22 protein-coding genes and 1 pseudogene are annotated in these 26,408 nt (G+C 64.6%); 21 read left to right on the forward strand and 2 right to left on the reverse strand.

The window, feature by feature from the left end:
- Positions 1-55: 55 nt before the first annotated feature.
- Positions 56-1,555 (reverse strand): Fic family protein, encoded by a 1,500-nt coding sequence (locus AC07XB_RS21780; RefSeq protein WP_492829910.1) that lies wholly within the window; start codon positions 1,553-1,555, stop codon positions 56-58.
- Positions 1,556-1,788: 233 nt separating this feature from the next.
- Between AC07XB_RS21780 and AC07XB_RS21785 the strand changes: the two genes are divergently transcribed.
- The 6 genes from AC07XB_RS21785 (at position 1,789) to AC07XB_RS21810 (ending at position 8,240) form a co-directional block, all read left to right on the forward strand.
- Complete coding sequence (locus AC07XB_RS21785; RefSeq protein ID WP_492829912.1) at positions 1,789-2,430, forward strand: helix-turn-helix transcriptional regulator; 642 nt, start codon at positions 1,789-1,791, stop codon at positions 2,428-2,430.
- Positions 2,420-3,391: an ornithine cyclodeaminase family protein gene (locus AC07XB_RS21790; protein WP_492829914.1), complete on the forward strand. Its 972-nt coding sequence runs from the start codon at positions 2,420-2,422 to the stop codon at positions 3,389-3,391. Before AC07XB_RS21785 ends, AC07XB_RS21790 begins: the two co-directional genes overlap by 11 nt.
- Before the next feature lie 28 nt (positions 3,392-3,419).
- Positions 3,420-4,382 carry a threo-3-hydroxy-L-aspartate ammonia-lyase gene (locus tag AC07XB_RS21795; protein WP_492374569.1) on the forward strand — a complete coding sequence of 321 codons (963 nt, stop codon included), beginning with the start codon at positions 3,420-3,422 and terminating at the stop codon, positions 4,380-4,382.
- Positions 4,383-4,845: 463 nt separating this feature from the next.
- Positions 4,846-6,171, forward strand: a complete 1,326-nt coding sequence (locus AC07XB_RS21800) for a dicarboxylate/amino acid:cation symporter (protein ID WP_492812672.1) — start codon at positions 4,846-4,848, stop codon at positions 6,169-6,171.
- 114 nt (positions 6,172-6,285) lie between these two features.
- Positions 6,286-7,191 carry an amino acid ABC transporter substrate-binding protein gene (locus tag AC07XB_RS21805; protein WP_492829916.1) on the forward strand — a complete coding sequence of 302 codons (906 nt, stop codon included), beginning with the start codon at positions 6,286-6,288 and terminating at the stop codon, positions 7,189-7,191.
- An 8-nt stretch (positions 7,192-7,199) separates the two neighbouring features.
- Positions 7,200-8,240, forward strand: coding sequence for a threo-3-hydroxy-L-aspartate ammonia-lyase (locus tag AC07XB_RS21810; protein WP_492829918.1), 1,041 nt, complete (start codon positions 7,200-7,202; stop codon positions 8,238-8,240).
- Here AC07XB_RS21810 and AC07XB_RS21815 read toward each other — a convergent pair.
- Positions 8,141-9,685 carry an amino acid permease gene (locus AC07XB_RS21815; protein ID WP_492374571.1) on the reverse strand — a complete coding sequence of 515 codons (1,545 nt, stop codon included), beginning with the start codon at positions 9,683-9,685 and terminating at the stop codon, positions 8,141-8,143. The two genes, AC07XB_RS21810 and AC07XB_RS21815, sit on opposite strands and share 100 nt — an antisense overlap.
- A gap of 495 nt (positions 9,686-10,180) precedes the next feature.
- Between AC07XB_RS21815 and AC07XB_RS21820 the strand changes: the two genes are divergently transcribed.
- The 15 genes and pseudogenes from AC07XB_RS21820 (at position 10,181) to AC07XB_RS21890 (ending at position 26,351) form a co-directional block, all read left to right on the forward strand.
- Entirely contained in the window at positions 10,181-12,262 is a 2,082-nt protein-coding gene (locus AC07XB_RS21820) for a 3-hydroxyacyl-CoA dehydrogenase NAD-binding domain-containing protein (RefSeq protein WP_174426390.1), read from the forward strand.
- A gap of 91 nt (positions 12,263-12,353) precedes the next feature.
- Entirely contained in the window at positions 12,354-12,989 is a 636-nt protein-coding gene (gene pncA, locus AC07XB_RS21825; protein WP_492812626.1) for a bifunctional nicotinamidase/pyrazinamidase, read from the forward strand.
- Between the two features lie 128 nt (positions 12,990-13,117).
- Positions 13,118-14,296 carry an acetyl-CoA C-acyltransferase gene (locus AC07XB_RS21830; RefSeq protein WP_492374573.1) on the forward strand — a complete coding sequence of 393 codons (1,179 nt, stop codon included), beginning with the start codon at positions 13,118-13,120 and terminating at the stop codon, positions 14,294-14,296.
- A gap of 35 nt (positions 14,297-14,331) precedes the next feature.
- Positions 14,332-14,472: pseudogene (locus tag AC07XB_RS21835) on the forward strand (phenylacetic acid degradation protein); the annotation flags it as partial.
- Positions 14,473-14,690: 218 nt separating this feature from the next.
- Positions 14,691-16,541 carry an acyl-CoA dehydrogenase gene (locus tag AC07XB_RS21840; protein WP_492812624.1) on the forward strand — a complete coding sequence of 617 codons (1,851 nt, stop codon included), beginning with the start codon at positions 14,691-14,693 and terminating at the stop codon, positions 16,539-16,541.
- Between the two features lie 71 nt (positions 16,542-16,612).
- Entirely contained in the window at positions 16,613-17,395 is a 783-nt protein-coding gene (locus AC07XB_RS21845) for an SDR family oxidoreductase (RefSeq protein ID WP_492374576.1), read from the forward strand.
- Positions 17,396-17,487: 92 nt separating this feature from the next.
- Positions 17,488-17,931 carry a PaaI family thioesterase gene (locus tag AC07XB_RS21850; RefSeq protein WP_174426385.1) on the forward strand — a complete coding sequence of 148 codons (444 nt, stop codon included), beginning with the start codon at positions 17,488-17,490 and terminating at the stop codon, positions 17,929-17,931.
- A gap of 94 nt (positions 17,932-18,025) precedes the next feature.
- Entirely contained in the window at positions 18,026-19,402 is a 1,377-nt protein-coding gene (locus tag AC07XB_RS21855) for a serine hydrolase domain-containing protein (protein ID WP_492374577.1), read from the forward strand.
- A 97-nt stretch (positions 19,403-19,499) separates the two neighbouring features.
- The gene (locus AC07XB_RS21860) at positions 19,500-20,510 is read left to right on the forward strand and encodes an NADP-dependent oxidoreductase (protein WP_174426383.1); all 1,011 of its coding nucleotides are present in this window, start codon (positions 19,500-19,502) and stop codon (positions 20,508-20,510) included.
- A gap of 239 nt (positions 20,511-20,749) precedes the next feature.
- Positions 20,750-21,604, forward strand: coding sequence for a class II aldolase/adducin family protein (locus AC07XB_RS21865; RefSeq protein ID WP_492376311.1), 855 nt, complete (start codon positions 20,750-20,752; stop codon positions 21,602-21,604).
- A 4-nt stretch (positions 21,605-21,608) separates the two neighbouring features.
- Positions 21,609-22,430 carry an SDR family oxidoreductase gene (locus AC07XB_RS21870; RefSeq protein ID WP_150990339.1) on the forward strand — a complete coding sequence of 274 codons (822 nt, stop codon included), beginning with the start codon at positions 21,609-21,611 and terminating at the stop codon, positions 22,428-22,430.
- 182 nt (positions 22,431-22,612) lie between these two features.
- Entirely contained in the window at positions 22,613-23,548 is a 936-nt protein-coding gene (locus tag AC07XB_RS21875; RefSeq protein WP_492376310.1) for a glutathione S-transferase family protein, read from the forward strand.
- Between the two features lie 55 nt (positions 23,549-23,603).
- Positions 23,604-24,506, forward strand: coding sequence for an SDR family oxidoreductase (locus AC07XB_RS21880; protein WP_492812617.1), 903 nt, complete (start codon positions 23,604-23,606; stop codon positions 24,504-24,506).
- Between the two features lie 72 nt (positions 24,507-24,578).
- Positions 24,579-25,499, forward strand: a complete 921-nt coding sequence (locus AC07XB_RS21885) for an alpha/beta fold hydrolase (protein WP_492829921.1) — start codon at positions 24,579-24,581, stop codon at positions 25,497-25,499.
- 141 nt (positions 25,500-25,640) lie between these two features.
- Positions 25,641-26,351: an aspartate/glutamate racemase family protein gene (locus AC07XB_RS21890; RefSeq protein WP_492812613.1), complete on the forward strand. Its 711-nt coding sequence runs from the start codon at positions 25,641-25,643 to the stop codon at positions 26,349-26,351.
- Positions 26,352-26,408: the final 57 nt, after the last annotated feature.

Below are 26,408 nucleotides of genomic sequence, written 5' to 3' on the forward strand. Positions count from 1 at the left end.
ATTACGGACGCCGCGCCGGTGCCGGGGCGCTGGTGCCTGTCTCTATGCAGCGCCTTCATTCGCTGTTGGTGTCCTCGTCGCCAGCGTCATCCAGTACCTTTCGGACAGCCGCTTCAATCACGTCGAAGGAGGCTTGCGGAACGCGATCGGAAAAACGCTTGCGCCGCTTCTTGGAGATGACGCCATCGTTGTCGAGGCAGATGACCACCAGCGTCGCCAGATCATTGCCGCGGACGTCGATTCGCTCGTTCACCCGCCGCATCACCTGATCATAGCGCCCAAGGAAAACCGTTTCCTGGCGCAACTCCACATCCAGTGCCTGCGCCGCCATCCGGAAACCGAATTCGACGCAATGCGTGGCATCCCAGTAGCGAAAGATCGAATCGTCCGTCTTGAACTCGAACTGGTATTCGCCTTCGTCGATCCAGGTAACCCTCACCCGCTCACGGGCCTGGCGTGAGTACGATTGGAGCGCAACAAGATAGTCCGCCTCATTTCGCTTCATGGCGACTGACACAGGCAGGAGCAGTCCCTTCGCCAGCTTCCCGGACGTGCACAGGGCTTTGTGAAAGAGGAATCGCGACAGCCGTCCATTGCCATCCATGAACGGATGAATGAAGACAAAGCCGAACGACGCGATGCTCGCAGCAACGATGGGGTCGGTCTGGCTCGGTGCGTCGTTGGCGAACGCCATCCACGCGTCCATGAGTGGCTCGACCAATTCCGGCCATGGCGGCACGTACGTTACGCCACTAGCGCCGCGCCCTGGCCCTCGGAGCCAGTTCTGCTCGCCCCGGAACTGCACGGCCTGATCGAGCGGGTTGAGCACGGTCGACGACTGCAATTCAGCCAGGTAGTCCTCGGTAAGGCGTTGGCCTTCATGGGCTTGGCGAAGGAGCTGGACAAAGGCACGAGCCTTGTCTTCGCTCGGGGCCTCATGCTCAATCGCATAGGAATCCTCTGTTTCATGCAGATAGGCCCAGGCTAGCGCACGGTCAAGCATGGCAGGTCCGAGGCTCTTCAGGAACGCGTTGGCACGCCCCAGGATGTCGGAGGCGATCCCCGCCTCGATCGCCGGTGTGCGTTCGACCGTGGCGCAGTAAGCCAGGGAGCCTAGTCCGTTGAAATCTACCCGCCACCGTGCATCGCGGCGCGAGGGGCCCGTGATATAGCGAGCTGGATCGAATACGCTCACATAGCCGACCGTGATCTCCGGCCGACCCTCAAGCCGCTGGCCACTGAAGTGTTCCCAGAGAAACGCCGCGACCCGGATGTATTGGCCATTAGGTGTTTGGTGCAGCGCTGCAAGCATTTGCGCCGCGGGGATTGTTGGGAGCGCTTGAGCCAGGATTTGGAGATTGACCCCTTCGTGCTTCAAGGCGAACAGAACGTGATCCAGCGGCTGGGCTGATTGTGGTGCCACCTGTGCCGGAATGGCCAGCAGTCCGTTGCCTGGCATCACCTTTGTGACCGGCTGTATTCGCGCTGGCTGCGCTAGGGCAAACGCAGTCAACTCACCTGTTCGACGAAGAAACTCATACCCCACTGCGCTCATATTTTTCTCATCGCCCCATGTTTTTTCGCATTATTGCATGACGCATCCTCTTTTTTGTAAGAAGTTACTTTTAGGTAACTTTATACGGCGATGGCCAGATGGTGGTGGTGAGGTTTTTTCTTAGCCGCTTATGATTTTTGCCAGTTTTCAAGTGATGGATCAGATTTTTGCCAGTCGGTGTTGTGATCAATCCTGATGTTGACGAATTATCTACATTTGGATAACCTGTCCATATGAAAAAACGTACACCAGAACGCACGCCCGAGCAGCAAGCGCTGCTCGAGCAACTCAAGCAGGTGGCCCAAGGTTTGAGCGAGACCTTCGCGCCCTTTTGCGAGGTGGTTGTTCACGATCTGCTGGACCCCAAGCACGCCATTCTCGCCATCCATAACAACCTGTCGGGCCGTCAGGTGGGAGACCCCGCAACCGAGCTGGGCCTTGCCCGTATCGCCGACCCCGAGTATCCGCAGGTGATCGCCAACTATGCGAATCAGTTCGCCGACGGGCGGCAGGCCAAGAGCACGTCGATCGGCATCAAGGATTCGGCCGGGGGCTATGTGGCCGCCCTGTGCATGAACGTCGACCTGACGCTGTTCCGCAGCTTGCAGAACGTGCTGGGCCAGTTTGGCAGCGTGGACGCGGGCGCAGCCATGAAGGAGTCGCTCGACCCGGCCGGCGCAGATGCCATCCGGGCCCGCATCGACCAGTTTGCCGCACGGCTGGCCACCACGCCGCGATCCCTCAAGGCCGAAGACAGGCGTGCGTTGCTGCGCGAGCTCAAGAAGGCGGGGTTCATGGAGGTGCGCCGCGCCATGGAAATCGTGGCGCTGCATCTCGGCGTGTCGCGGGCTACGGTGTACAGCTATGCCAAGTGAAGCGCGCTTGCTCCTGCTCGACAAGAACCAGGTCGAGTCACTGCTGCAGCCGGCAGATGCCATGGAGGCGGTGAGCGAAGCCTTTGCCCTGCATAGTCAGGCAGAGGGCCGTGTCTTTCCGCTGGTTCGGGAGCCGCTGGCGACCGGTGGCGTGTTCGGCATCAAGTCCGGCGACGTCCAGTCGCAAGGCCTGCTGGGTTTCAAGGCGGCTGGATTCTGGCCGGCCAACCGCGAGGTGGGCGGCGAGCCGCATCAGGCCACGATCATGCTGATCGATCCGGCAACCGGGCGGCCAGTGTGCATGATCGATGGCAACGCCGTCACCACGATGCGCACCGGTGCCGCCGGCGGCCTTGGGCTTCAGTGGCTGGCACGCCAGGACAGCGAGCGCCTGTGTCTGTTCGGCACCGGCGTGCAGGCGCGGATTCAGTTGACGTTTGCCCTTGCGCTGCTGCCCTCGCTCAATCAGGTTCAATACGTTACGGTAACAGGCCAGCCCGACGCGGCGTTCGAGCGCGCCTTTGCCGAGCGCTGTGAGATCTCCCATGCCCCTGAGCGCAATGCGGCAGTGGCGGGCAGCGACGTAGTCATCACCGCTACGCCTGGCGGCGGTGCGCTGTTCGACCTGCAAGCCGTGCAGCCAGGCACGCACCTGAACTGCGTGGGCGCGGACACGCGTGGCAAGCGCGAGTTGCCCGACGGCCTGCTGGCGCGCGCGCGGCTGTTTGTCGACGATCGGGACCAGGCCCGCCAGATCGGCGAAATGCAGTGGGCGCCGGATACGCCTTGCACGGAAATCGGCGACGTGCTGGGCGGCAAGGTGCAAGTTGAGCGCCACGATACCGACATTACCGTCTTTGATATGACAGGCCTGGCCTTGCAGGACCTGACCGTGGCTCGCCTGCTCCAGCGGCGAGCCGCCACCGCGCAAGCTGGCACCAGCATCCACTGGCCCTGGTAGCCTTTTTACTCAAACGAGACTTACGATCATGCTGAATCTACCGACCTTTGATGATGTGTCAGCCGCCGCTGCGCGGCTTGAGGGCTACGCGCACCGCACCCCCGTCATGCGCTCGCGCACCGCGGACAAGGAAGTGGGCGCTGAGCTGTTCTTCAAGTGCGAGAACCTGCAACGCATGGGCGCTTTCAAGTTTCGTGGCGCCTTCAACGCGTTGTCGAAGTTCGACGAAGGCCAGAGGCGGGCGGGGGTGGTGGCCTTTTCCTCGGGTAACCACGCGCAGGCCATCGCGCTCTCGGCCTCCCTGCTCGGCATGCCGGCGACGATCATCATGCCGCATGACGCGCCGGCCGCGAAGGTTGCCGCGACCAAGGGCTACGGCGGCAAGGTGGTGATCTATGACCGCTATACCGAGGACCGCGAGGCAATCGGCCGCAAGCTGGCCGAGGAACAGGGCCTGACGCTGATCCCGCCGTATGACCACCCGGATGTCATCGCCGGGCAGGGCACCGCCGCCAAGGAGTTGTTCGAGGAAACCGGCGAGCTGGATGCCCTGTTTGTCTGCCTTGGCGGCGGCGGGCTGCTTTCCGGGTCCGCGTTGTCCGCGCGCGCGCTGTCTCCCCAATGCAAGATCTACGGCGTGGAGCCTGCCGCTGGCAACGACGGCCAGCAGTCGTTCCGCACTGGCTCGATCGTGCATATCGAGACACCCAAGACCATCGCCGACGGCGCGCAGACGCAGCACCTTGGCAACTACACGTTCGAGATCATTCGCCGCGATGTCGATGACATCGTTACCGCGACCGACGACGAGCTGGTCGACTGCATGCGCTTTTTCGCGTCGCGCATGAAGCTGGTGGTGGAGCCCACCGGCTGCCTCGGCTTTGCCGCCGTGCGTGCCATGAAGGCCGAACTGCAAGGCAAGCGCGTGGGTGTCCTCATCAGCGGCGGGAACATCGATATCGACCGGTTCGCCGCGTTGCTTGCTGGCTGATTGGCCCGATCCGCGCGCGGGCCGGGCGGTGCGCATGGCACCGCCCGGCCATGCCGCGTGGCGCAGGTGACGTTGGCCCCGGCGGCGTGATTGCCGGGGTCGGCGGCATCACAGCCAGGAACAGATTCGACCATTCCTACCGATCGCCATTCGTGTGAGCCTGTCCATCAGGCTGCGCGCGCGATGGCGTTTGCCTTCACCGGGATCCCCACTCGGTATCGCTATCGCATGCCTGGCCTCGCTCTGGCCATTCCCTCCATTCCCTCCATTGTTTCCGCTTTGCTGCCGTTGCCCGAAGGCATGCGCCTGCGTGCGCCTGTCGCCGGCGCTGTGCACTCATCTTGCCGAAACACTTCGGGTTTTCATTGTGTTGACGTTTTATCTAGTGTTGGATAATCTGTCTTATCGACATGGGCGGGATGCACTGTGCGTCGATATTGGAAACTGGCCAGGAGGCGAAGCTTTGAAAACCACTAACAAACTTACCCGCTGGATCATGCTCAGCATGGTCCTGGGTGTCATCGTCGGCTATGCCTGTCACCGCATGGCGGCCGACGCGGCAGCGGCCAAGACGATTGCCGGGAATTTCTCGATCATCACCGAGATCTTTCTGCGCATGATCAAGATGATCATCGCCCCGCTCGTGTTTGCGACCCTGGTCTCGGGCATCGCGAGCATGGACGACACCAAGGCAATTGGCCGCATCGGCGCCAAGGCCTTGACATGGTTCCTCCTCGCGTCACTCGTGTCGCTGAGCATCGGACTGCTGTTCGTGAACCTGGCGCAACCCGGTGTCAGCCTGAACATGGCTCTGCCGGACGCCGGCGCAAGCACGAATCTCAAGACCGGCGCACTCAACTTGAAAGAGTTCATCACGCATATTTTCCCGAAGAGCATCTTCGAGGCCATGGCGACCAATGAGATCATGCAGATCCTGATCTTTTCGCTTTTCTTCGGCATTGCGCTGGGCAAGACGACCGGTGGCTCGGGCCAATTCCTGAAGCGGTCCGTCGACGAACTGATGCACGTGATGCTGCGCATCACGAATACGGTGATGTTGTTCGCGCCGGTCGGCATCTTTGCGGCGCTTGCCGCGGCCATCACCGTGCAGGGCCTTGACGTACTGGTGACCTATGGCAAGTTCATTGGCGCGTTCTATCTCGCTTTGCTGGCCCTGTGGGCCGTGCTCTTTATCGCGGGCTATGTGGTTCTCAAGGGGCGTATGTTCGATCTGGCAAAGGGTATCCGCGAACCCATGATGATTGCCTTTTCCACCGCCAGCAGCGAGGCGGCTTACCCGAAGATGATCGAGCGGCTGCAGCGCTTCGGGGTGAAGAAGCGCCTGGTCGGCTTTGTCCTGCCGCTGGGATACTCCTTCAACCTCGACGGTTCCATGGTGTATCAGGCGTTTGCGGCGGTCTTTATCGCGCAGGCCTTCGATATCCATATGTCGCTCGGGCACCAGATCACCATGCTGCTGATCCTGATGGTCAGCAGCAAGGGCATGGCCGCGGTCCCGCGTGGCTCGCTGGTGGTGGTAGCAGCCATCTTGCCGATGTTCGGCTTGCCGGAGGCTGGGCTGTTGCTGGTGATGGGAATCGATCAGTTCCTGGATATGGGGCGCACGGCGACCAATGTCCTGGGCAATAGCATTGCCACTGCCGTCGTTGCCAAATGGGAGGGAGAGCTCGGGACCGAAGAAGAGTTTGACCCGCTCTGCGTCGATGTGGCCGCCGGTCACGGCGAACCGGTCGCACCAGCGATACCTTCCCCGGCGCGCATGGCTTGATCGCACGGAAAAGCAATTTGCTTATGAGAATGCCGGGCATGCTCTTATAAGAAAGATATTGTTTCGCTGGGGCGGAGTGCGCAATACGCTACGCACTTTGCCCGAGTACCTGCCATGTCCTTTCCCGTCTCATTCACAGCGCGCGCATTCGTGGCGCTGACCGCCCTCGCTGCTTTGGCCAGCCTCCAGTCCGCGCGCGCCCAGAACCCGATCCTGGAGCAGATCCGGGAATCCGGCACGATCACGATGGGCTATCGCGAGGGCGCGCTGCCGTTTTCTTTCTCCGACATCAAGGGCCAGCCTTCGGGCTACGCCGTGGATTTGTGCCTGCGTGTGGCCGAGGCCGCGCGCCAGAAGCTCGGCCTGAAGGACCTGAAGGTGCGCTGGCTGCCGCTGACGGCGCAGAGCCGCGTGCCGGCGGTGATGAACGGTCTGGTGACCGTGGACTGCGCGCCCAACACCAATACGGTCGAGCGCCAGAAGCAGGTCGCATTTAGCGTATCGCACTATGTGTCTGTGGTCCGCATGCTGGTTCGCGAGGATTCCGGCATTCAATCTCTCAACGACCTGCGCGGCAAGGTCGTGGTCACCAGCGCGGGCTCCACCGGCGATCGCCACGTGCGCCGGCTCAAGACCCAGTACGCCTACAACGACGTGTACGCGAAGGACCATAACGAGTCCTTCCTGTTGCTGGAGACCGGCCGTGCCCAGGCCTTCGTGCTGGATGATGTGGTGCTGTATGGCCTGCGCGCCAATTCAAAGGCCCCGTCGCAATACACGGTCGTCGGGCCGGCGCTTTCCACGGAGCGCAACGCGCTGATGCTGCCGAAATCCGATCCGGAATGGAAGGAGCTTGTCGACCAGACGTTGACCTCGGTCTTCGCCGGCCCTGAGGTGGTGGCATTACAGAAGCGCTGGTTCCAGCAGCCGATCGGCACGCGCGGCATCAACCTCGCGCTGACGCCATCGCCCGAGGTGCTGGCCGCGTGGAAGCGTCCCACCGACGAGGCGGCGGAGTGAGTCGGCCGATGCACGCAGCCCTGCCGACCTATGACGATGTGGTGGCCGCCGCGAGCCGGCTGGCCGGGCACGCGTGGCGCACACCGGTGCTGCGTTCGCCCGCGATGGATGCCTGGGTCGGCGCCGAGCTGTTCTTCAAGTGCGAGAACCTGCAACGTACCGGCGCCTTCAAGTTTCGCGGCGCCTTCAATGCGCTGGCGCGCTTCGATGCCGGGCAGCGCCGCCGCGGCGCGGTCGCGTTCTCCGGCGGCAACCACGCGCAAGGCATTGCGCTTGCCGGGCAGGTGCTTGGCATTCCGGTGGTGGTGGTGATGCCTCGTGACGCGGCGGCGTCCAAGGTGGAGGCGACCCGTGCCTGCGGCGCGCAGGTGGTCTTGTACGACCGCCAGGTGGACGACCGCGAAGCGATCACGCGGCGCCTGGCGGAAGAACATGGGATGACCCTGATCCCGCCCTACGACCATGCCGATGTCATTGCCGGGCAAGGTACGGTCACGCGCGAATTGCTGGAGGAAACCGGCCCGCTCGATGCCTTGTTCGTTTGCCAGGGGGGCGGGGGGCTGCTTGGGGGCGCCGCCCTGGTGAAGGAACAGCTCTCGCCCTGTTGCCTGCTGTACGGCGTCGAGCCGCAGGCCGGCAATCATGGGCAGCAGTCGCTTCGCCGTGGCGCCATCGTGCATATCGAGCCACCCGACACGATTGCCGACGGCGCGCGCGCCCAGCATCTTGGCGCGCTGACGTTCGGGCTGATCCGCCGCGGCGTGACCGACATCCTCGCCGTGCCGGACCATGCGCTGCTTGAATGCATGCGCATGTTCGCGCAGGCCATGAAGCTGGTGGTCGAGCCGACCGGCTGCCTTGGCCTTGCGGCCGCGCGCTATGCGGGGCTAGCGCTGCAGGGCAAGCGTGTTGGCATCATCATCAGCGGCGGCAATGTGGATCTGGCGCGTTATGCGGCATTGCTGTCGGTGGACGCGTGCCTTGGCAGTGAAGCCGCAGCCGGCCCTGCCTCGGCTGCCCGCTTGCAGTTGAACGGCATATCTTCGTAGTCGATCAGCCGCGTCTTCTTGACCAGCCGATAGCCAAGCCAGAGAACCAGGAACAGCGGCACGCCGATGTAGGTGCCGACAATCTCCAGCCAGCGCCCGCGCACGTCGGAGAAGGCCTGGTAGTTCTGGCCAAGCACGATCACCACGCACAGCACGATGGCAAAGATGGGTCCAAACGGGTAGAGCGGCGAGCGGTAAGCCAGGTCGGACGGCTTGTAGCCCTGGTGCACCAGCCCCCGGCGAAAGCGGTAGTGGCTGATGGCGATACCAAGCCAGGCGATAAAGCCAGTCATGCCGGACGTGTTCAGCAGCCACAGGTAGACCGCCTTGTCGCCAAACAGCGAGCTGAGAAAGCACAGGGCGCCGACGGCGGTGGTGGCGAACAGCGCGACGTAGGGCACGCCGCTGGCGGAGAGCCGCGCCAGCGCGCGCGGCGCCCGCCCGCTGACCGCCAGCCCGTAGAGTATCCGGGTGGAGGCGTACATGCTGGAGGTGCCGGCGGAGAGCAGGGCGGTCAGCACCACGGCATTCATCAGGCCGGCGGCGAAGGCCAGGCCGGCGTGGCGGAACACCAGCGCGAAGGGGCTGACGCCGATGTCGGTGACGTCGTTGCGCAGCAGGCTGGGGTCGGTGTAGGGGATTAGCACGCCGATGATCAGGATCGCCAGCACGTAGAACAGCAAGATGCGCCAGAAGGTCTGGCGGATGGCGCGCGGGATGGTGCGTGCCGGGTCGGCGGCTTCGCCGGCGGCCACACCGACCGTTTCCGTGCCCTGGAAGGAGAACCCGGCGATCATGGCCACGCCGAACATGGCGGGGATGCCGCCAACGAAGGGGGCATCGCCCAGCGTGAAGTTGTGCCAGCCGGACTGCGGGCCACCTTGCATGATGCCGAAGATCATCATCAGGCCGGCAGCCAGGAAGATCAGGATCGTGGCCACCTTGATCAGGGCGAACCAGTACTCGGCCTCGCCGAAGCCGCGTACCGAGAAGGCATTGAGGCCAAACATCAGCAGCAGGAAGCCCGCGCTCCACACCACGCCGGAGACGTGCGGAAACCAGTACTGCATCACTAGTTGAGCCGCCGCCAGCTCCACGGCAATCGTGACCGCGAGGCTGAACCAGTAACTCCAGCCGAGCGCGAAGCCAAAGCCTTCTTCTACGTACAGCGCGCTGTAGGTGACGAAAGAGCCGGCCACCGGCATATGCACGGCGAGCTCGCCCAGGCTGGTCATCAGGCAGTACACCATGAGCCCGATCAGGCAGTACATCAGCAGTGCGCCACCGGGCCCCGCCTGGGAGATCGACGCGCCGGAGGCTACGAACAGCCCGGTGCCGACCGCGCCGCCGATGGCGATCATGGTCAGGTGGCGGGCCTTGAGTTTGCGCTGCAGGTCGTCGTGCTCGACGACGGGGTGCTGGTGAGGATGAGGTTGGGAAGACATCAGGGTCACTGGAACTTCGGCGGGCGGGGCCGCGACTTCGGAGCGGGTGACGCCTTGTGGGGCACCCGAGCGGGCAAAGGGCGCGAGTTTAGCGGGTTATCCGGGTAAATCCGAGGGTTGCGGCGGTTTATGTCAGGAAAGTCGCCTACTGTGACTAGAGGCCATCCTCAGGAACTGGATAATGTGCTGTAGGGGTCATGAGACTCCGGGCTTACCCTAGCTTTTTGGTGGCCTTTGGCAGCCTGAATGCACGCCGGCGCGATCCGCCATGAATGAGGCGCATGGTGGTGCCAGCGAAGCCCCAAAATGAAATTGAACGACCGTGCTATTTTGTGTATGCTTGATCCGCTCGCGATAGGGTGGGCACGGGCCGAGGGGGGGCAAGCACAGTGCTTCCCCGGTGGCCGGGCGGTGGTTTTGGGCCCCGCGGAAAAACATAATTCGAGAATTCGAATCCCGAGACACCTTCTAGTTCTAGTTACCAAAGGAACCAGCATGACAGCGCAGTATCAGGTTCAGGACGGCGTCGCCGTCATCACGCTCGACAATCCCCCCGTCAATGGCCTGGGTCTCAGCACCCGGCTTGGCATCGTCGAAGGCATGACCCGTGCGCTGGACGATGCGGCCGTCAAGGCCATCGTCATTACCGGCGCCGGCAAAGCCTTCTCGGGCGGCGCCGACATCCGTGAATTCAATACGCCCAAGGCCACCCAGGAGCCGACGCTGCACTCGGTGATCAAGGTCGTGGAAGGATCTAGCAAGCCCGTCGTGGCGGCGATCCATTCCGTCGCCATGGGCGGTGGCCTGGAACTGGCGCTGGGCTGTAACTACCGTGTGGCTTCGAAGGGCGCGCAGATCGCCCTGCCGGAAGTGAAGCTGGGCCTGCTGCCCGGCGCTGGCGGCACGCAGCGCCTGCCGCGCGTGATCGGCCTGGAAGCCGCCCTGAACATGATCGTGTCGGGCAACGCCATCCCCAGCGAAAAATTCGCCGGCACCAAGCTGTTCGACGAGATCGTCGACGGTGACGTGCTGCCCGCAGCCGTGGCGTTTGCCAAGACGGCGGCGGCCAACCCCGGCCCGTATCCCAAGGTGCGCGACCTGAAGGTCAAGCACGAGAACGCGGAAGGCTTTATCGCTTTCTCGCGCAATACCGTGGCAGCCGTTGCCAAGAACTTCCCGGCGCCGCTGAAGTGCGTGGATGCCGTAGCCGCCTCGCTCAAGCCGTTCGAAGCTGGCCTGAAGGCCGAGCGCGAGGGCTTCATGTACCTGATCACCACGCCGGAATCGCGCGCGCTGCGTCACGCCTTCTTTGGCGAACGCGCCGCCAGCAAGATTCCTGACGTGCCGGAAGGCACCGCAACCCGCAAGATCGAGAAGGTCGCCGTGATCGGCGCCGGCACCATGGGCGGCGGCATCACCATGAACTTCCTGAACGCCGGCGTGCCGGTGATCATGCTGGAAACCAAGCAGGAAGCGCTGGACCGCGGCGTGGCCACGATCCGCAAGAATTACGAAAACAGCGCCAAGAAGGGCAAGCTCACGCAAGAGAAGGTCGAGCAGCGCATGGGCCTGCTGACCACCACGCTGTCCTATGACGAGATCAAGGACGCGGACATGGTCATCGAGGCCGTGTTCGAGGAAATGGGCGTCAAGGAGATCGTCTTCAAGAAGCTGGATGAAGTGATGAAGCAGGGCGCGATCCTGGCTTCGAACACCTCCACGCTGGACGTCAACAAGATCGCCTCCTTCACCAAACGTCCGCAAGACGTGGTCGGCATGCACTTCTTCAGCCCGGCCAACGTGATGAAGCTGCTGGAAGTGGTGCGCGGCGAAAAGACGGGCAAGGACGTGCTGGCAACCGTCATGCAGGTCGCCAAGAAGATCAAGAAGACCGCCGTGGTATCGGGCGTGTGCGACGGCTTTATCGGCAACCGCATGATCGAGCAGTACAGCCGCCAGGCTGGCTACCTGCTGGACGAAGGCGCGCTGCCGGAGCAGGTGGACAAGGCCATCGAGAAGTTCGGCTTTGCCATGGGCCCGTTCCGCATGGGCGACCTGGCCGGCAACGACATCGGCTGGGCGATCCGCAAGCGCCGCGCGATCGACAAGCCGGAAATCCAGTACTCCAAGACCGCCGACCTGCTGTGCGAACTGGGTCGCTATGGCCAGAAGACAGGCGCGGGCTGGTACGACTACAAGGCGGGCGACCGCAAGCCGTACCCGAACCAGCAGGTCAACGACATGATCGTGCAGCATTCCAAGGACCTGGGCATCACCCGCCGCAAGATCTCCGATGAGGAAATCGTCGAGCGCCTGGTGTTCGCGCTGGTCAACGAAGGCGCCAAGATACTGGAAGAAGGCATTGCCTCCAAGGCCTCGGATATCGACATGGTCTACCTGACCGGCTACGGTTTCCCGCTGTTCCGCGGTGGCCCGATGCTGTACGCGGACCAGGTTGGCCTGTTCAATGTGGCGCAGTCGATGGCGCGTTATGCCAAGGGCTACCACGGCGAAGCCTGGCAAGCAGCCCCGCTGCTGGTCAAGTTGGCTGGCGAAGGCAAGGGCTTCAACGGCTAAGCATAGCCAAGGCGATTTCGCGCGGCGCAGTCAGGCCGCGCGGGGTTCTCATCACTGATCGCAAACCGGTCACCAAGCGAGGAGTAGCGGCATGGCCAAGCAATACGGCCCCGAAGATTGCCTGCTGGTCATCGACGTGCAGAACGACTTCATGCCGGGCGGCGCGCTTGCCGTGGCGCATGGCAATGAAGTCGTCCCCGTGATCAACCGCCTCGCGACGGCGTTTGCGCGAGTGGTGCTGACCCAGGACTGGCATCCCGCCGATCACGTTTCGTTTGCCGCCAACCATGCCGGCACGCAGCCGTTCCAGACCGTGGCGTTGCCCTATGGCCAGCAAGTCCTGTGGCCCACGCATTGCGTGCAGGGCACCTACGGCGCGGCGCTGCATGCCGGGCTGGAAGTGCAGCACGCGCAGATGGTGATCCGCAAGGGCCATCACCGCGAGGTGGATAGCTACTCGGCCTTCATGGAGGCCGACCGCGCCACCCCGACGGGGCTCGCGGGCTATCTGCGCGAGCGTGGCGTGCGCCGGGTGTTTTGCGTGGGACTGGCAACGGATTACTGCGTTGCCTGGAGCGCGCTGGATGCCCGCGCGGCGGGGTTCGAGGCCGTCGTGGTCGAGGATGCCTGCCGCGCCATCGACCTCGACGGGTCGCTGGCGCGTGCGTGGCAAGACCTGGAAGCCGCGGGCGTGCGACGCGTGCAATCGGCTGCGCTGCTGTCCTGAAACCGAAGAATCGCCAAGCCAACCCGAGCTGACGCGGCTGAACCCAGCCAACGACATATTGCATGACACTGCCGGACGTGAACGCACGCCGCAGGTCACCAGATACCAGAGATACCGAGGAGCAAGACATGAAAGAGGCAGTCATCGTTTCCACCGCACGTACCGGCCTGGCCAAAAGCTGGAAGGGTGCTTTCAACATGACCCACGGCGCGACCCTGGGCGGCCATGCGGTCCAGCACGCCATTGCGCGCGCCAAGATCGACGCCGGCGAAGTGGAAGACGTGCTGATGGGCTGTGCCAACCCGGAAGGGGCCACTGGCGCCAATATCGCGCGCCAGATCGCGCTGCGCGCGGGCTGCCCGGTTACCGTGCCCGGCGCCACCGTGAACCGTTTCTGCTCGTCCGGCCTGCAAACCATCGCCATGGCCGCGCAACGCGTGATTGCCGATGAAGGCGACATCTTCGTGGCCGGTGGCGTGGAGAGCATCTCCTGCGTGCAGCAGGAAATGAACCGCCACATGATCCAGGAAAGCTGGCTAACCAAGAACAAGCCGGAAATCTACTGGAACATGCTGCAAACTGCCGAGAACGTGGCCAAGCGCTACAACATCTCGCGCGAGCGCCAGGACGAGTACGGCGTGCGCAGCCAGCAGCGCGCGTTCGCGGCCCTGGAAGCCGGCAAGTTCAACGACGAAATCGTGCCGATCACGGTGCTCGCGGGCGTGGCCGACAAGGCGACCGGCCAGCTGATGACCAAGGAAGTCACGGTCTCGGCCGACGAAGGCATCCGCGGCGATACCACGCTGGAAGCCGTGTCGAAGATCCGCACCGCCATGCCCGGCGGCGTGGTCTCGGCAGGCAATGCATCGCAGTTCTCCGACGGTGCTTCGGCGGTCGTGGTCATGGATTCGAAGGTGGCCGAGGCCCGCGGCCTGCAGCCGCTGGGCGCGTTCCGCGGCTTTGCCGTGGCCGGCTGCGAGCCTGACGAAATGGGCATCGGCCCGGTGTTCGCGGTGCCCAAGCTGCTGAAGAAGGCCGGCCTGACGGTTGCCGACATCGGCCTGTGGGAGCTCAACGAAGCCTTCGCCGTGCAGGTGCTGTACTGCGCCGACACCCTGGGCATCCCCATGGACCGCCTGAACGTCAATGGCGGCGCCATCGCGGTGGGCCATCCCTATGGTGTGTCGGGCGCCCGCCTGGTCGGCCATGCGCTGATCGAAGGCAAGCGCCGTGGCGCGAAGTACGTGGTGGTGACCATGTGCATCGGCGGCGGCCAGGGTGCTGCCGGCCTGTTCGAAGTCTTCTGAGGCGGCACGTTACCGTGCGCGATCCGGCCGACCCGATGCTGGCCCGTGGCCGGGAGGTGCTGGTCAGCCAGCCCTTCCCGGTGCTGGTCGGCGCCGAGCTGGACGCGCCGGTGGTGACCTCCGAGTACAAGATCAACTACCTGCGCCCGGCGATCGGCGACACGCTGATCGCCCGCCTGGGCGAAGGCAGCTAGGCACGGCGGGAAAGAGACGGGCGCGCGAGCGCCTTTTTCTTTCCCCGCGCCGTTTAGAGATACAGAATTTGCGGTGCGCCATGAGAGCGCGCCGTTGTGGAGACAGCGATGATCCCCGCCGCGAGGCTTGCAGTTGATGCCGCCGCCGACGGGTCGCGCATCTTTGATTTTCCCTTTCAGTCTGGGAGCCGTTTCCTGCCATGTCGCTGATCCTTTCCCGCCGTGACCTGAACTTCGTGCTGTACGAATGGCTCAAGGTCGAGGGGCTGACCCGTATTCCGCGCTACGCCGACCATTCCCGCGAGACCTTCGACGCCGCGCTCGATACCTGCGAGAAGATCGCCGCCGACCTGTTCGCGCCACATAACAAGAAGAACGACCAGCAAGAGCCGCATTTCGACGGTGAGACCGTCAGCATCATCCCCGAGGTCAAGACCGCGCTAAAGGCCTTCTGCGAGGCCGGCCTGATGGCCGCCGGGCAGGACTACGACATCGGCGGCATGCAACTGCCCGTGGTGGTGGAGAAGGCCGGCTTTGCCTACTTCAAGGGCGCCAACGTCGGCACCAGCTCCTATCCCTTCCTGACCATCGGCAACGCCAACCTGCTGCTCACGCACGGCACGCCGGCGCAGGTGGAGACCTTCGTCAAGCCGGAGATGGAAGGCCGCTTCTTCGGCACCATGTGCCTGTCCGAGCCGCAGGCGGGCTCGTCGCTGTCGGACATCACCACGCGCGCCGACTACGAGGGCGAATCGCCGCTCGGCCAGCAATACCGCCTGCGCGGCAACAAGATGTGGATTTCTGCCGGCGAGCATGAGCTCTCCGACAATATCGTCCACCTCGTGCTGGCCAAGATCCCCGGCCCGGACGGCAAGCTGATCCCGGGCGTGAAGGGCATCTCGTTGTTCATCGTGCCGAAATACCTGGTCAACGCCGACGGCAGCCTGGGCGAGCACAACGACGTGGTGCTGGCCGGCCTGAACCACAAGATGGGCTATCGCGGCACCACCAACTGCCTGCTGAACTTCGGCGAAGGCATGAAGTACAAACCGGGCGGCAAGGCGGGGGCCATTGGTTACCTGGTGGGCGAGGCCCACAAGGGCCTGGCCTGCATGTTCCATATGATGAACGAGGCCCGCATCGGCGTGGGCCTGGGCGCGGTCATGCTGGGCTATACCGGCTACCTGCATTCGGTCGATTACGCGCGCAACCGCCCGCAAGGCCGCCCGATCGGCCCCGGCGGCAAGGATCCGGCCAGCCCGCAGGTGCGGCTGGTGGAGCACGCGGATATCCGCCGCATGCTGCTGGCGCAGAAGAGCTATGTGGAAGGCGGGCTGGCGCTCAACCTGTATTGCGCGCAACTGGTGGACCAGGAGCGTGCTGCGCAGGGTGCCGAGCATGAACGCCTGGCACTGCTGCTCGATATCCTCACGCCGATCGCCAAGAGCTGGCCGTCGCAGTGGTGCCTGGAAGCCAACAACCTGGCCATCCAGGTGCATGGCGGCTACGGCTACACCCGCGAGTACAACGTCGAGCAGTTCTACCGCGACAACCGCCTCAACCCGATCCATGAAGGCACGCACGGCATCCAGGGCCTGGACCTGCTGGGCCGCAAGGTGGTGATGAAGGACGGCGCGGCCTTCAAAGTGCTGGGCGAAGAGATCCAGGCCACCATCGGCCGCGCCCTGGCCAGCGGCGATGCCGCGCTGGGCAGCCACGCCAAGGCGCTGGGCGCCGCCGTCAAGCGCGTGGCGCAAGTCACGCAGGCGTTGTGGGCGGCGGGCGACGCCACGGTGACGCTGGCCAACGCCTCGGTCTACCTGGAAGCCTTCGGCCATGTCGTGCTGTCGTGGACGTGGCTGGAGCAGGAACTGGTGGCGCAGGCCGCACTGGCGGGAGCCAAGGGCCAGGAAGACCAGGACTTCTATCGCGGCAAGCTGGCGGCGGCGGCGTACTTCTTCCGCTGGGAGTTGCCCAAGGTGGGCCCGCAGCTAGACCTGCTGGCCTCGCTGGACCGCACCACGCTGGACATGCAGGACGCCTGGTTCTGAGCGGCATCCAAGCAAGATGAACGAGCGCGCGCATCGATCTGCGCGCGCGCCAAACCAAATCGGGAGACACCATGAACACCATCCAGCAATTGTTCGACCTGAAGGGCAAGACGGCACTGATCACCGGCGGCTCGCGCGGGCTTGGCCTGCAGATTGCCGAAGCGCTTGGCGAGCAGGGCGCGCGCATCGTGCTGTCGGCGCGCAAGGCCGATGAGCTGCAAGCGGCGCAAGCCCACCTCAAGGCGCTTGGCATCGATGCCGAGTGGATCGCCGCCGACGGCGCGCGCGATGCGGATATCGTGCGCCTGGCCGACGAGGCACTGGCCAAGCTGGGCCATATCGACATCCTGGTCAACAATGCCGGCGCCACCTGGGGCGCGCCTGCCGAAGATCACCCGGTGGAAGCCTGGGACAAGGTGATGAACCTGAATATCCGCGGCGTGTTCCTGCTGTCGCAGCGCATCGGCAAGCTGTCGATGATTCCGCGCCGCTATGGCCGCATCATCAACGTGGCCTCCATCGCCGGCCTGGCGGGCAACCCGCCGGGATCGATGGAAACCATTGCCTACAACACCTCCAAGGGCGCGGTGGTGAACTTTACCCGCACGCTGGCGGCCGAGTGGGGCGAGCACAACATCACGGTGAACGCGCTGGCGCCGGGCTTCTTCCCCTCCAAGATGACGCAGGGCTCGCTGGACCGCCTTGGGGTGGATGCCATGTGCGCGTCGGTGCCGCTGCACCGGCTGGGCGACGACGAAGACCTGAAGGGCGCGGCGCTGCTGTTCGCCAGCGCCGCCGGCAAGCACATCACCGGCCAGGTGCTGGCGGTGGATGGCGGCGTGAGCGCGGTATAAAGTCCATGCTCCAATGCGGTTGGCTCATGCAGGGCGGGGCTTTTTCGCCTCGCCAGCCGGCCAGCCGTACCGTCTTCGCCACACTAGCAACTATGACTAAAACCAACGGATTTCCCCTCAAGATTCCCTTCCTTGCCGATCTCGGCGTGCAATGCACCCGCATGGACAAGGAGGGCAGCGAGATCGAACTGGCGCTGGAAACGCGTCACCAGAACAGCTGGGATATGGCCCATGGCGGCGTGCTGATGACGCTGCTCGACGTGGCCATGGCCATCGCCGGCCGCGCCGCCGATCCCGATGGCCGCGGGGTGGTCACCATCGAGATGAAGACCAGTTTCATGGCGCCTGGCCGCGGCAAGCTCATCGCGCGCGGCCAGTGCGTGCACCGTACCAGCACCATGGCCTTTTGCGAGGCGGAGATCGTCGACGCCGATGGCAAGACCGTGTCGCGCGGGTCGGGCACGTTCAAGTTCGTCAAGCGCGTGCCGCCGCAGCGGGCGGCAAGCGGCGCTTCGGATACCGGCGCGGACGGCTGAGGCCGCGGGGCAGAGAGGGGATATTAGCTACAAGACCGGCAGGGTCACCAGAGCCGGCGGCGCGCAGCAGCTGTAAAACAAAAATGGAGACAAGATGCTGTTTGAACGGATTGCCGCCACGCGGCGATTGAAACTGACCGTGCTCGCCGCCTTCGGCGCAGGAGCCCTTGCCATGTATCAGCCGGGCCAAGCCCAGAATGCACCTGTTCCTTCGGCCGGCGCGCCGGTTGCGGCACCTGCCGCGCCAGTGTTCCCGGACGCGGCCGCCACCGATCCCGTTGCGGCGGGCTGGATGCAGGGCTTTCCTCCCGCAGCCGCCAAGGTCATCAGCTTCACTCCTGCCAGCAACGGCTTCCCGCGCACGCGCTGGAGCTTTTCGCATATCCGCGAACTGGTCCCGACAGCCTCGGTCTGGCACGGGCGCGGCCCGGTTTCGGCACTGCCGCGTGCCGAGCGCGATATCGGTGGCGTGCCGTTCACCGATGCCGACGGCACCCGCCGCACGTTCAGCGACATGCTCGGCCTGACCTATACCGACGGCATCCTGGTGATGCACAAGGGCCGGGTCGTCTACGAGAAGTACTTCGGCGCGCTGGACGACCATACGCCGCACATCGCCATGTCGGTCACCAAGTCCTTCGTCGGCACGCTGGCTGCCATGCTGGTGGCGGACGGCAAGCTGGATCCCGCCGCGCCCGTTACGCGCTACCTGCCGGAGATGGCGGGCACCGCCTACGGCGATGCGACTGTGCGCGAAGTCATGGACATGACGGTGGGCGTCAAGTATTCCGAAAACTATGCCGAGCCCAAGGCCGAGATCTGGGACTACAGCCGCGCCGGCGGCATGATGCCGCGCGAGCCCGGCTATGCCGGACCCAAGACGTTCTACGAATTCCTGGCCACCTTGAAGAAGGAAGGCGAGCATGACCAGGCCTTCGCCTACAAGACCGTCAATGCCGAAGTCCTGGCCTGGATCGTCAAGCGCGTGTCCGGGCAGTCGCTGGCCAAGCTGCTTTCCGAGCGCGTCTGGCAAAAAATGGGCGCGGAGAACGATGCCTACTTCATGGTGGACAGCATCGGCAGCGAGTCCGGTGGCGGCGGCCTGAATACCACGCTGCGCGACCTGGCCCGCTTTGGCGAGACCATGCGCAACGGCGGCCGCTTCAATGGCCAGCAGGTTATCCCGGCCGAAGTGGTGGCGGACATCCGCCGCGGCGGCGATCCCGCCAAGTTTGCCAAGGCTGGCTATGCCACCTTGCCCGGCTGGAGCTACCGTTCGATGTGGTGGGTCTCGAACGACGACCACGGCGTGTTCGAGGCACGTGGCATCCACGGCCAGCGTATTTACGTCGATCCCAAGGCGGAACTCACCATCGTGCGCTACGCCTCGCATCCCATCGCGGCCAACGGCGCCAACGACCCCGTCACGCATCGCGCGTATCGGGCACTGGCGCTGTCATTGATGAAATAACCAAACAAGCCGGCAAGCTGACCAGCTAGCCGGCAACGACCCACAACGAACGGCAAAGGGCGAGTGTCCTTGTCCATTTCACTGTAAGGAAGCCATCATGTCGAACACCTACAAGCGCATCGTCCTGGCATCGCGTCCCACCGGCGCCGTGACCCCTGACAACTTCCGCCTGGAAGAGGTGCCTGTGCCCGAGATCGGCGAAGGCGAGGTGCTGGTCCGCAATCATTTCCTGTCGCTCGATCCGTATATGCGCGGCCGCATGAACGAGGGCAAGTCGTACGCCACCCCGCAGCCGCTGGGCGACGTGATGATCGGCGGCACGGTTGGCGAGATCGTGGCGACGAAGAACCCCAAGTACGCAGTCGGCGACAAGGTGGTCGGCATGTTCGGCTGGCAGGAAATGGGCGTCACCAATGGCATCGGCATCCAGAAGGTCGATACCACCCATATTCCGCTGTCGGCCTACCTCGGCTCGGTCGGCATGCCCGGCGTCACGGCCTGGTATGGCTTGAACAAGATCATCCAGCCGAAGGCCGGCAAGACCATCGTGGTGAGCGCGGCCTCCGGCGCGGTCGGCAGCGTGGTGGGCCAGCTGGCCAAGCTCCAGGGCTGCCGCGTGGTCGGCTTTGCCGGCGGCAAGGACAAGTGCGACTACGTGGTCAATGAACTCGGCTTCGATGCCTGCGTTGACTACAAGGCGGCCAAGGACAGCAAGGAGCTGTACACGATGTTCAAGGAAGCCACCCCGGATGGCGTGGATGGCTACTTCGAGAACGTCGGCGGCGAGATCCTCGACACCGTGCTGGCCCGCATGAACGCCTTTGGCCGCATCGCCATCTGCGGCATGATCGCTGGCTACGATGGCCAGCCGATGCCGCTGAAGAACCCGCAGCTGATCCTGGTGTCGCGCCTGACCGTGGAAGGCTTCATCGTGTCCGAGCACATGGACGTGTGGCCGCAAGCGCTGCAAGAGCTCGGCACCGCGGTGGCGCAAGGCAAGCTCAAGTTCCGCGAGAGCATTGCGCAAGGCCTGGCGAGCGCGCCGGAAGCGTTCATGGGCCTGCTCAAGGGCAAGAATTTCGGCAAGCAACTGGTCAAGCTGGTTTAACCAGAGGCATGCACCGAAGCCGCCGAGCGGGCCAGAGCCGCGCGCCATGACGACGGCTGTCTCTCCCTCTCCCCTCAGGGGGAGAGGGCCGGGGAGAGGGGTGGCTTAGCTAGGAGGCACTTGGAGCGAAGCCCGTGGTGTTGTCCGGCACGCAGGCGTAACGAGCGCCCGCCCTCTCCCCCGACCCCTCCCGCACGCGGGAGAGGGGGGCAAACCAACTACGAACAAGGAGATTCCCCATGAACGCCCCTGCAGAAAGCACCAGGCCCCAGGCCGACCAGGACGAAATGGCCGCCGGCCTGTCCGAAGCGGTCAAGGCCAAGTACCGCGTACTGCCGCGCCCGCCGAAGTTCGATACACCGGCAGAGGAGCGCCTGCACCGCAAGCAGCGGCTGGCCGCGGCCTTCCGTTTGTTTTCCAAGTTCGGCTTCGACGAAGGCGTGGCCGGCCACATCACCGCGCGCGATCCCGAGTTTCCGGATACGTTCTGGGTCAACCCGTTCGGCGTGCATTTCAGCCAGGTCAAGGTGTCCAACCTGATCCGCTGCGATCACCATGGCGACGTGGTCGAAGGTGATTACCCGGTCAACGCCGCGGCCTTTGCCATCCATTCGCGCGTGCACCAGACCCGTGAAGACGCGGTCGCCGCCGCGCACTCGCACAGCACCTATGGCCGCGCCTGGTCCACGCTGGGCCGCACGCTCGACCCGCTGACGCAGGACGTGTGCGCCTTCTACAACGATCATGCCCTCTACGACGATTTCGGCGGCGTGGTGGTGGAGTTGGACGAAGGCCAGCGCATCGCCAACGCGCTGGGCAGCAACAAGGCCGCGATCCTGCAGAACCATGGCTTGCTGACAGTGGGCAAGACGGTGGACGAAGCTGCCTGGTGGTTCATCACCATGGAGCGCTCATGCCAGGTGCAGTTGCTGGCCGAGGCCGCCGCCGCGCGCACCAATGCGCCGCTGAAGGTGATCTCCGACGCCGCGGCGCGCCAGGCGTACTCGATCGTCGGCACCGCGCAGGCGGGCTGGTTCCAGTTCCAGCCGCTGTACGCCCGCATCGTCAAGGAACAGCCCGACCTGCTGGATTGAAGTCATGGCCGCCTTTGCTCCATTCACTGGCAAGGTCGTGCTGATCACCGGCGCGTCCGACGGCATTGGCGCCGAACTGGCCCTGCTGCTGGCGCAGCAGGGTGCGCGGCTTGCGCTGGCGGCGCGCCGTGTCGACATGCTGCAGGCGCTGGCGGAGCGCATCCGCCGCCAGCACCCGGCCGCCGACGTCGGCGTGTGGCGCGTCGACGTGTCCGACGAGTTCGACTGCCGGCGGCTGGTGGCCACGGTGGTGGCGCAGTATGGCGGGCTCGACGTGCTGGTCAACAATGCCGGCGTGTCCGCCCACGGCTACTTCGAACAGGTATCGGACTACAGCTACTACGAGCAGGTCATGCGCGTGAACTACTTCGGCGCCATGTGGTGCACGCGCGAGGCGCTGCCGCACCTGCGCGAGCGCGGCGGCCTGATGGTGGCGGTGTCCAGCCTGGCCGGCAAGATCGGCGTGCCGGGCCGTACCGCCTACTCGGCCAGCAAGTTCGCACTGGCGGGATTCTGCGAGGCGCTGCGGGCCGAGCTGCGCGGGTCTGGCGTGGATGTGTGCGTGGTGTTCCCCGGCGTGGTGGCGACCGATACGCGCATCAATGGCTTCGGCCCAGACGGCCGCCCACTGGGCGAGAGCCGGCTGCGCGAGGAGGGGGCCATGAGCGCGCAGGAATGCGCGCGCCAGATGCTGGCGGCCATGGCCGCGCGCAAGCGCGAACTGGTGATGACCGGCAAGGGCCGGCTCGGGCTGTGGCTTAAGCTGCTGGCGCCGCGCCTGGTCGAGAACATGGCGCTCAAGGCGCTGAAGCAAACGGGGCGGTAGTGCGGTTGACAGCGCGACAGAGGAAATCGAGCAATAGCAGGCACGCGCCTTGCTGATACCCGTGGCGGCATCCGCCCGACGCACCGGCAGCAGGCATAAGAGAAATTTCAGGCTGAGTTTAATCTGGCTATAGATTGGCGATAGATTGGCTTCAGACTGGCAACACAAGCGATTCCGACACCATGGCAGACCTTATCCTTCACCAGTATGCAACGTCGCCGTTCTCCGAGAAGATCCGCCTGCTGATGGGCGCGAAGGGCCTGGCGTGGCAAGCGGTGGAAATCCCGCCCATCATGCCAAAGCCGGACGTGGTGGCGCTGACCGGCGGCTACCGCCGCACCCCGATCCTGCAGGTCGGGGCCGACATCTATTGCGACACCGCGTTGATCTGCGAGGTGATCGACAGCGCGGCGCCCGCGCGCCCGCTCTATCCCGCCGCGCAAGCGGCCACCACGCGCCTGGTCGCTGGCTGGATCGATACCGCGCTGTTTACCGCCGCCGTCACCTACCTGTTCCAGCCGGCTGGCGCGCAAAGCATGCTGGGCCATCTCACGCCGGCGCAAATGCAGGCTTTCTCGGCCGATCGCAAGGCCATGCGTGGCGAGACCAATGCGCTGCGCATGCCATTGCCCGAGGCCATCGCCATGCTGCATGAAACCTTCGGGCGGCTCGAGCAGCAATTCAAGGCGGGCGTGGCGCATGTGGCCGGGGCCGAGCTGTCGGTGGCGGATTTTTCGCTGTACCACAATATCTGGTTCATCCAGCGCGCCAGCGAGCTGGCCAAGCTGCTGGATGCGTATCCGGCGGTGCAAGCCTGGTATGCGCGCATGAAGGCCTTTGGCCATGGCACGGTGCGGGTGGTCAGCGCGGAGTCGGCGCTAGAAGTGGCACGGCACGCCGATCCGGCCGCGTTGCCTGGCGGGGTGGCTGCCGGCAGCGGCTTCGAAGCGGGCGACGCGGTCACCGTGACGCCAACGGATTACGCGCGCGATCCCGTGGCCGGCGTGCTGGTGGCGCTGGACGCCCACCGTGCCACATTGCGCCGCCAGGACCCGCGTGCGGGCGCGGTCAACGTGCATTTCCCGCGCCAAGGCTATCAAGTGCAGCACGCGGGCTAAGACCCGCGCGGCAAGGCAACCCCATAACAACGACAGCAAACGAGAGGCAGACAACATGAAGCAATTCCAGGGCAAGGTGGCAGTGATCACCGGTGGTGCATCGGGCTTCGGCAAGGAATTCGCCAAGCTGGGTGCGGGACTCGGCATGAAGCTGGTGCTGGCCGACGTGCAGGAGGACGCACTGGATGGCGCCGTGGCGGAATTCAAGGCGCAAGGCGTGCAGGTGATCGGCGTGCGCGTGGATGTGTCCAAGGCCGAGCAGGTGCAGGCGCTGGCCGATGCCGCCATCGCCACCTTTGGCCAGGTCAACCTGCTGTTCAACAACGCCGGCGTGGGCGCGGGCGGCCTGATGTGGGAAAACACCGAGCGCGACTGGGAGTGGGTGCTGGGCGTCAACCTCTTTGGCGTGATCCACGGTGTGCGCATCTTTACCCCGCTGATGCTCGCGGCCGCGGCCAAGGACCCGTCGTTCGAAGGCCATATCGTCAATACGGCCTCCATGGCCGGCTTGCTCAGCCCGCCCGCGATGGGCGTCTACAACGTCTCCAAGCATGCCGTGGTTTCCCTGTCCGAATCGCTGTACCAGGATCTCAGCCTGGTCAGCGAGCAGGTGCGCTGCTCGGTGCTGTGCCCGTATTTCGTGCCGACCGGCATCACGCAATCGGGCCGCAACCGGCCGGCCGGGCTGGCCAATGACGCTCCGCCTACGCGCTCGCAACTGGTGTCGCAAGCCATGTCGGACAAAGCGGTCAGTTCGGGCAAGGTCACGGCCGCTGAAGTGGCGCAACTCACCTTCGATGCCATCCGCGACAACGGCTTCTATATTTACTCGCATCCGCAGCAACTGGATCCCGTGCGGCAGCGCTTCGAAGATATCATTAGCCAACGCAACCCAAGCGACCCGTTCGCCGACAAGCCGGAAGTGCGCGCCGGGCTCATCGCCGCCTTGCGCGGATAACCGAGGGGGAGCCGCCAGGTGCGGCCAGCAGCAAGTCCACCAGAGACAGCCATTGCGGCAAGGGAGGAATACATGACCAAACCTGCAGTCATTCGCCATCTGCAGTACGCCACCTTGCCCAATGGCACGCGCCTGCACTACGCCAGCGCCGGCGAGCGCGGCAAGCCGCTGGTGCTGTTCGTGCATGGCTTTCCCGAGTTCTGGTACGAGTGGGAAGCCCAGCTGGCCGAGTTCGGCAAGACCCACTTCGCGGTGGCGCCGGACCTGCGCGGCTTCAACCTCTCAAGCAAGCCCGCGGAAGTCGAGACCTACCGTCCCCGCCACATCGTCGAGGACCTGGTCCAGTTCATCAACGCGCTGGGCTACTCGCATTGCGTGGTGGTGGCGCACGACTGGGGCGGGGCAATCTGCTGGAACCTGGCCATCCAGTTTCCGCAGATGGTGGAGCGGCTGGTCATCATCAATTCGCCGCATCCCTATGTGTTTGCCAAGGCGCTGACCAGCGATCCCCAGCAGCAAGCCGCCTCGGCCTATATGAACTGGCTGCGCGAGCCGGGATCGGAACAAGCGCTGGCGGCGGACGGCTTCGCCAAGCTCGAGGGCTTCCTGAATGGGCAGGGCAAGCAGCCCGCGCCCTGGTTTACCGGCGAGACCCGCGAGAAATACCACGCGGCCTGGTCGCAGCCCGGCGCCGGCGGCTCTCACTCGCTGACCGGCGGTGTGAACTATTACCGCGCGTCGCCCATGCATCCGCCGGGCCCTGGCGAGACACCTCCCGATATCTCCAGGCTCGATCCCGCCGCCTTCACCGTGCGCGTGCCGACGCTGGTGGTCTGGGGCGAGCGCGACACCGCGCTGCCCAAGAGCCTGCTGGATGGCCTGGACAAGTTCATCCCGGACATGCGGCTGGAGCGCATTCCGGATGGCACCCACTGGGTCATCCACGAGCAGCCGGAGCGCATCAACCTGTTGATCCGGAGCGCTTTGCCCTGATTTGTTGTGCATGCCAGGCCGCGTCAGGCATGCGCGCCTGCGCCGGCCCGGTCGGAAACCGCCGCACTGTGCATGGGGCGGGGTGGCGCCTGCTGCTACATTGACCTGATTCGACGGCGCCGGTGCGCAAGGAAGGTCAAGATGAAGACGATCGGACTGATCGGCGGCATGAGCTGGGAATCCTCGGCCGAGTATTACCGCCTGATCAACCAGGACATGAAACAACGTCTCGGCGGCCACCATAACGCGCGCAGCGTCATGGTCACGGTCAGCTTCGAGCAGATCAAGGCACTGCAGCACGCGCAACGCTGGGACGAACTCGGCGAAGCCATGCGGCAAGCCGCCCTGCAGGTACAGGCCGCCGGCGCGGATTTCGTGCTGCTCTGCACCAACACCATGCACCGCGTGGCCCCTGTCCTGGAAGCCGCGCTCGACATCCCCTTTCTCCATATCGTCGATCCCACCGCGCAAGCATTGCGCGCGGCCGGCATCCGGCGCGTGGGCTTGCTTGGCACGGCCTTCACCATGGAGCAGGACTTCTATCGCGGCCGCATGCAGGACAAGCACGGCATCGAAGTCGTGGTCCCCGACGCCGCCGACCGCGCGCTGGTCCACGGGATCATCTACGACGAGCTATGCCACGGCATCGTGCGCGACGCCTCGCGCGATGTGTACCGGCGGATTATCGGCGGCTTGCAGGCGCAGGGCGTGGGCGGGGTGATTCTGGGCTGCACCGAGATCGCGCTGCTGATCGGGCAGGATGATGTGGCGCTGCCGGTGTTCGATACCACGGCTTTGCATGCGCAGGCCGCGGTGGGGCTGGCGTTGGAGGGGGTGGTGGTGGCGAATTAGCCCAGGAGTGAGAAGAACTCCCGGAGCGAGGGCAGGGACAGCGAGGAAGACAGCAAA

This window comes from Cupriavidus sp. GW821-FHT02F09, assembly GCF_059421605.1.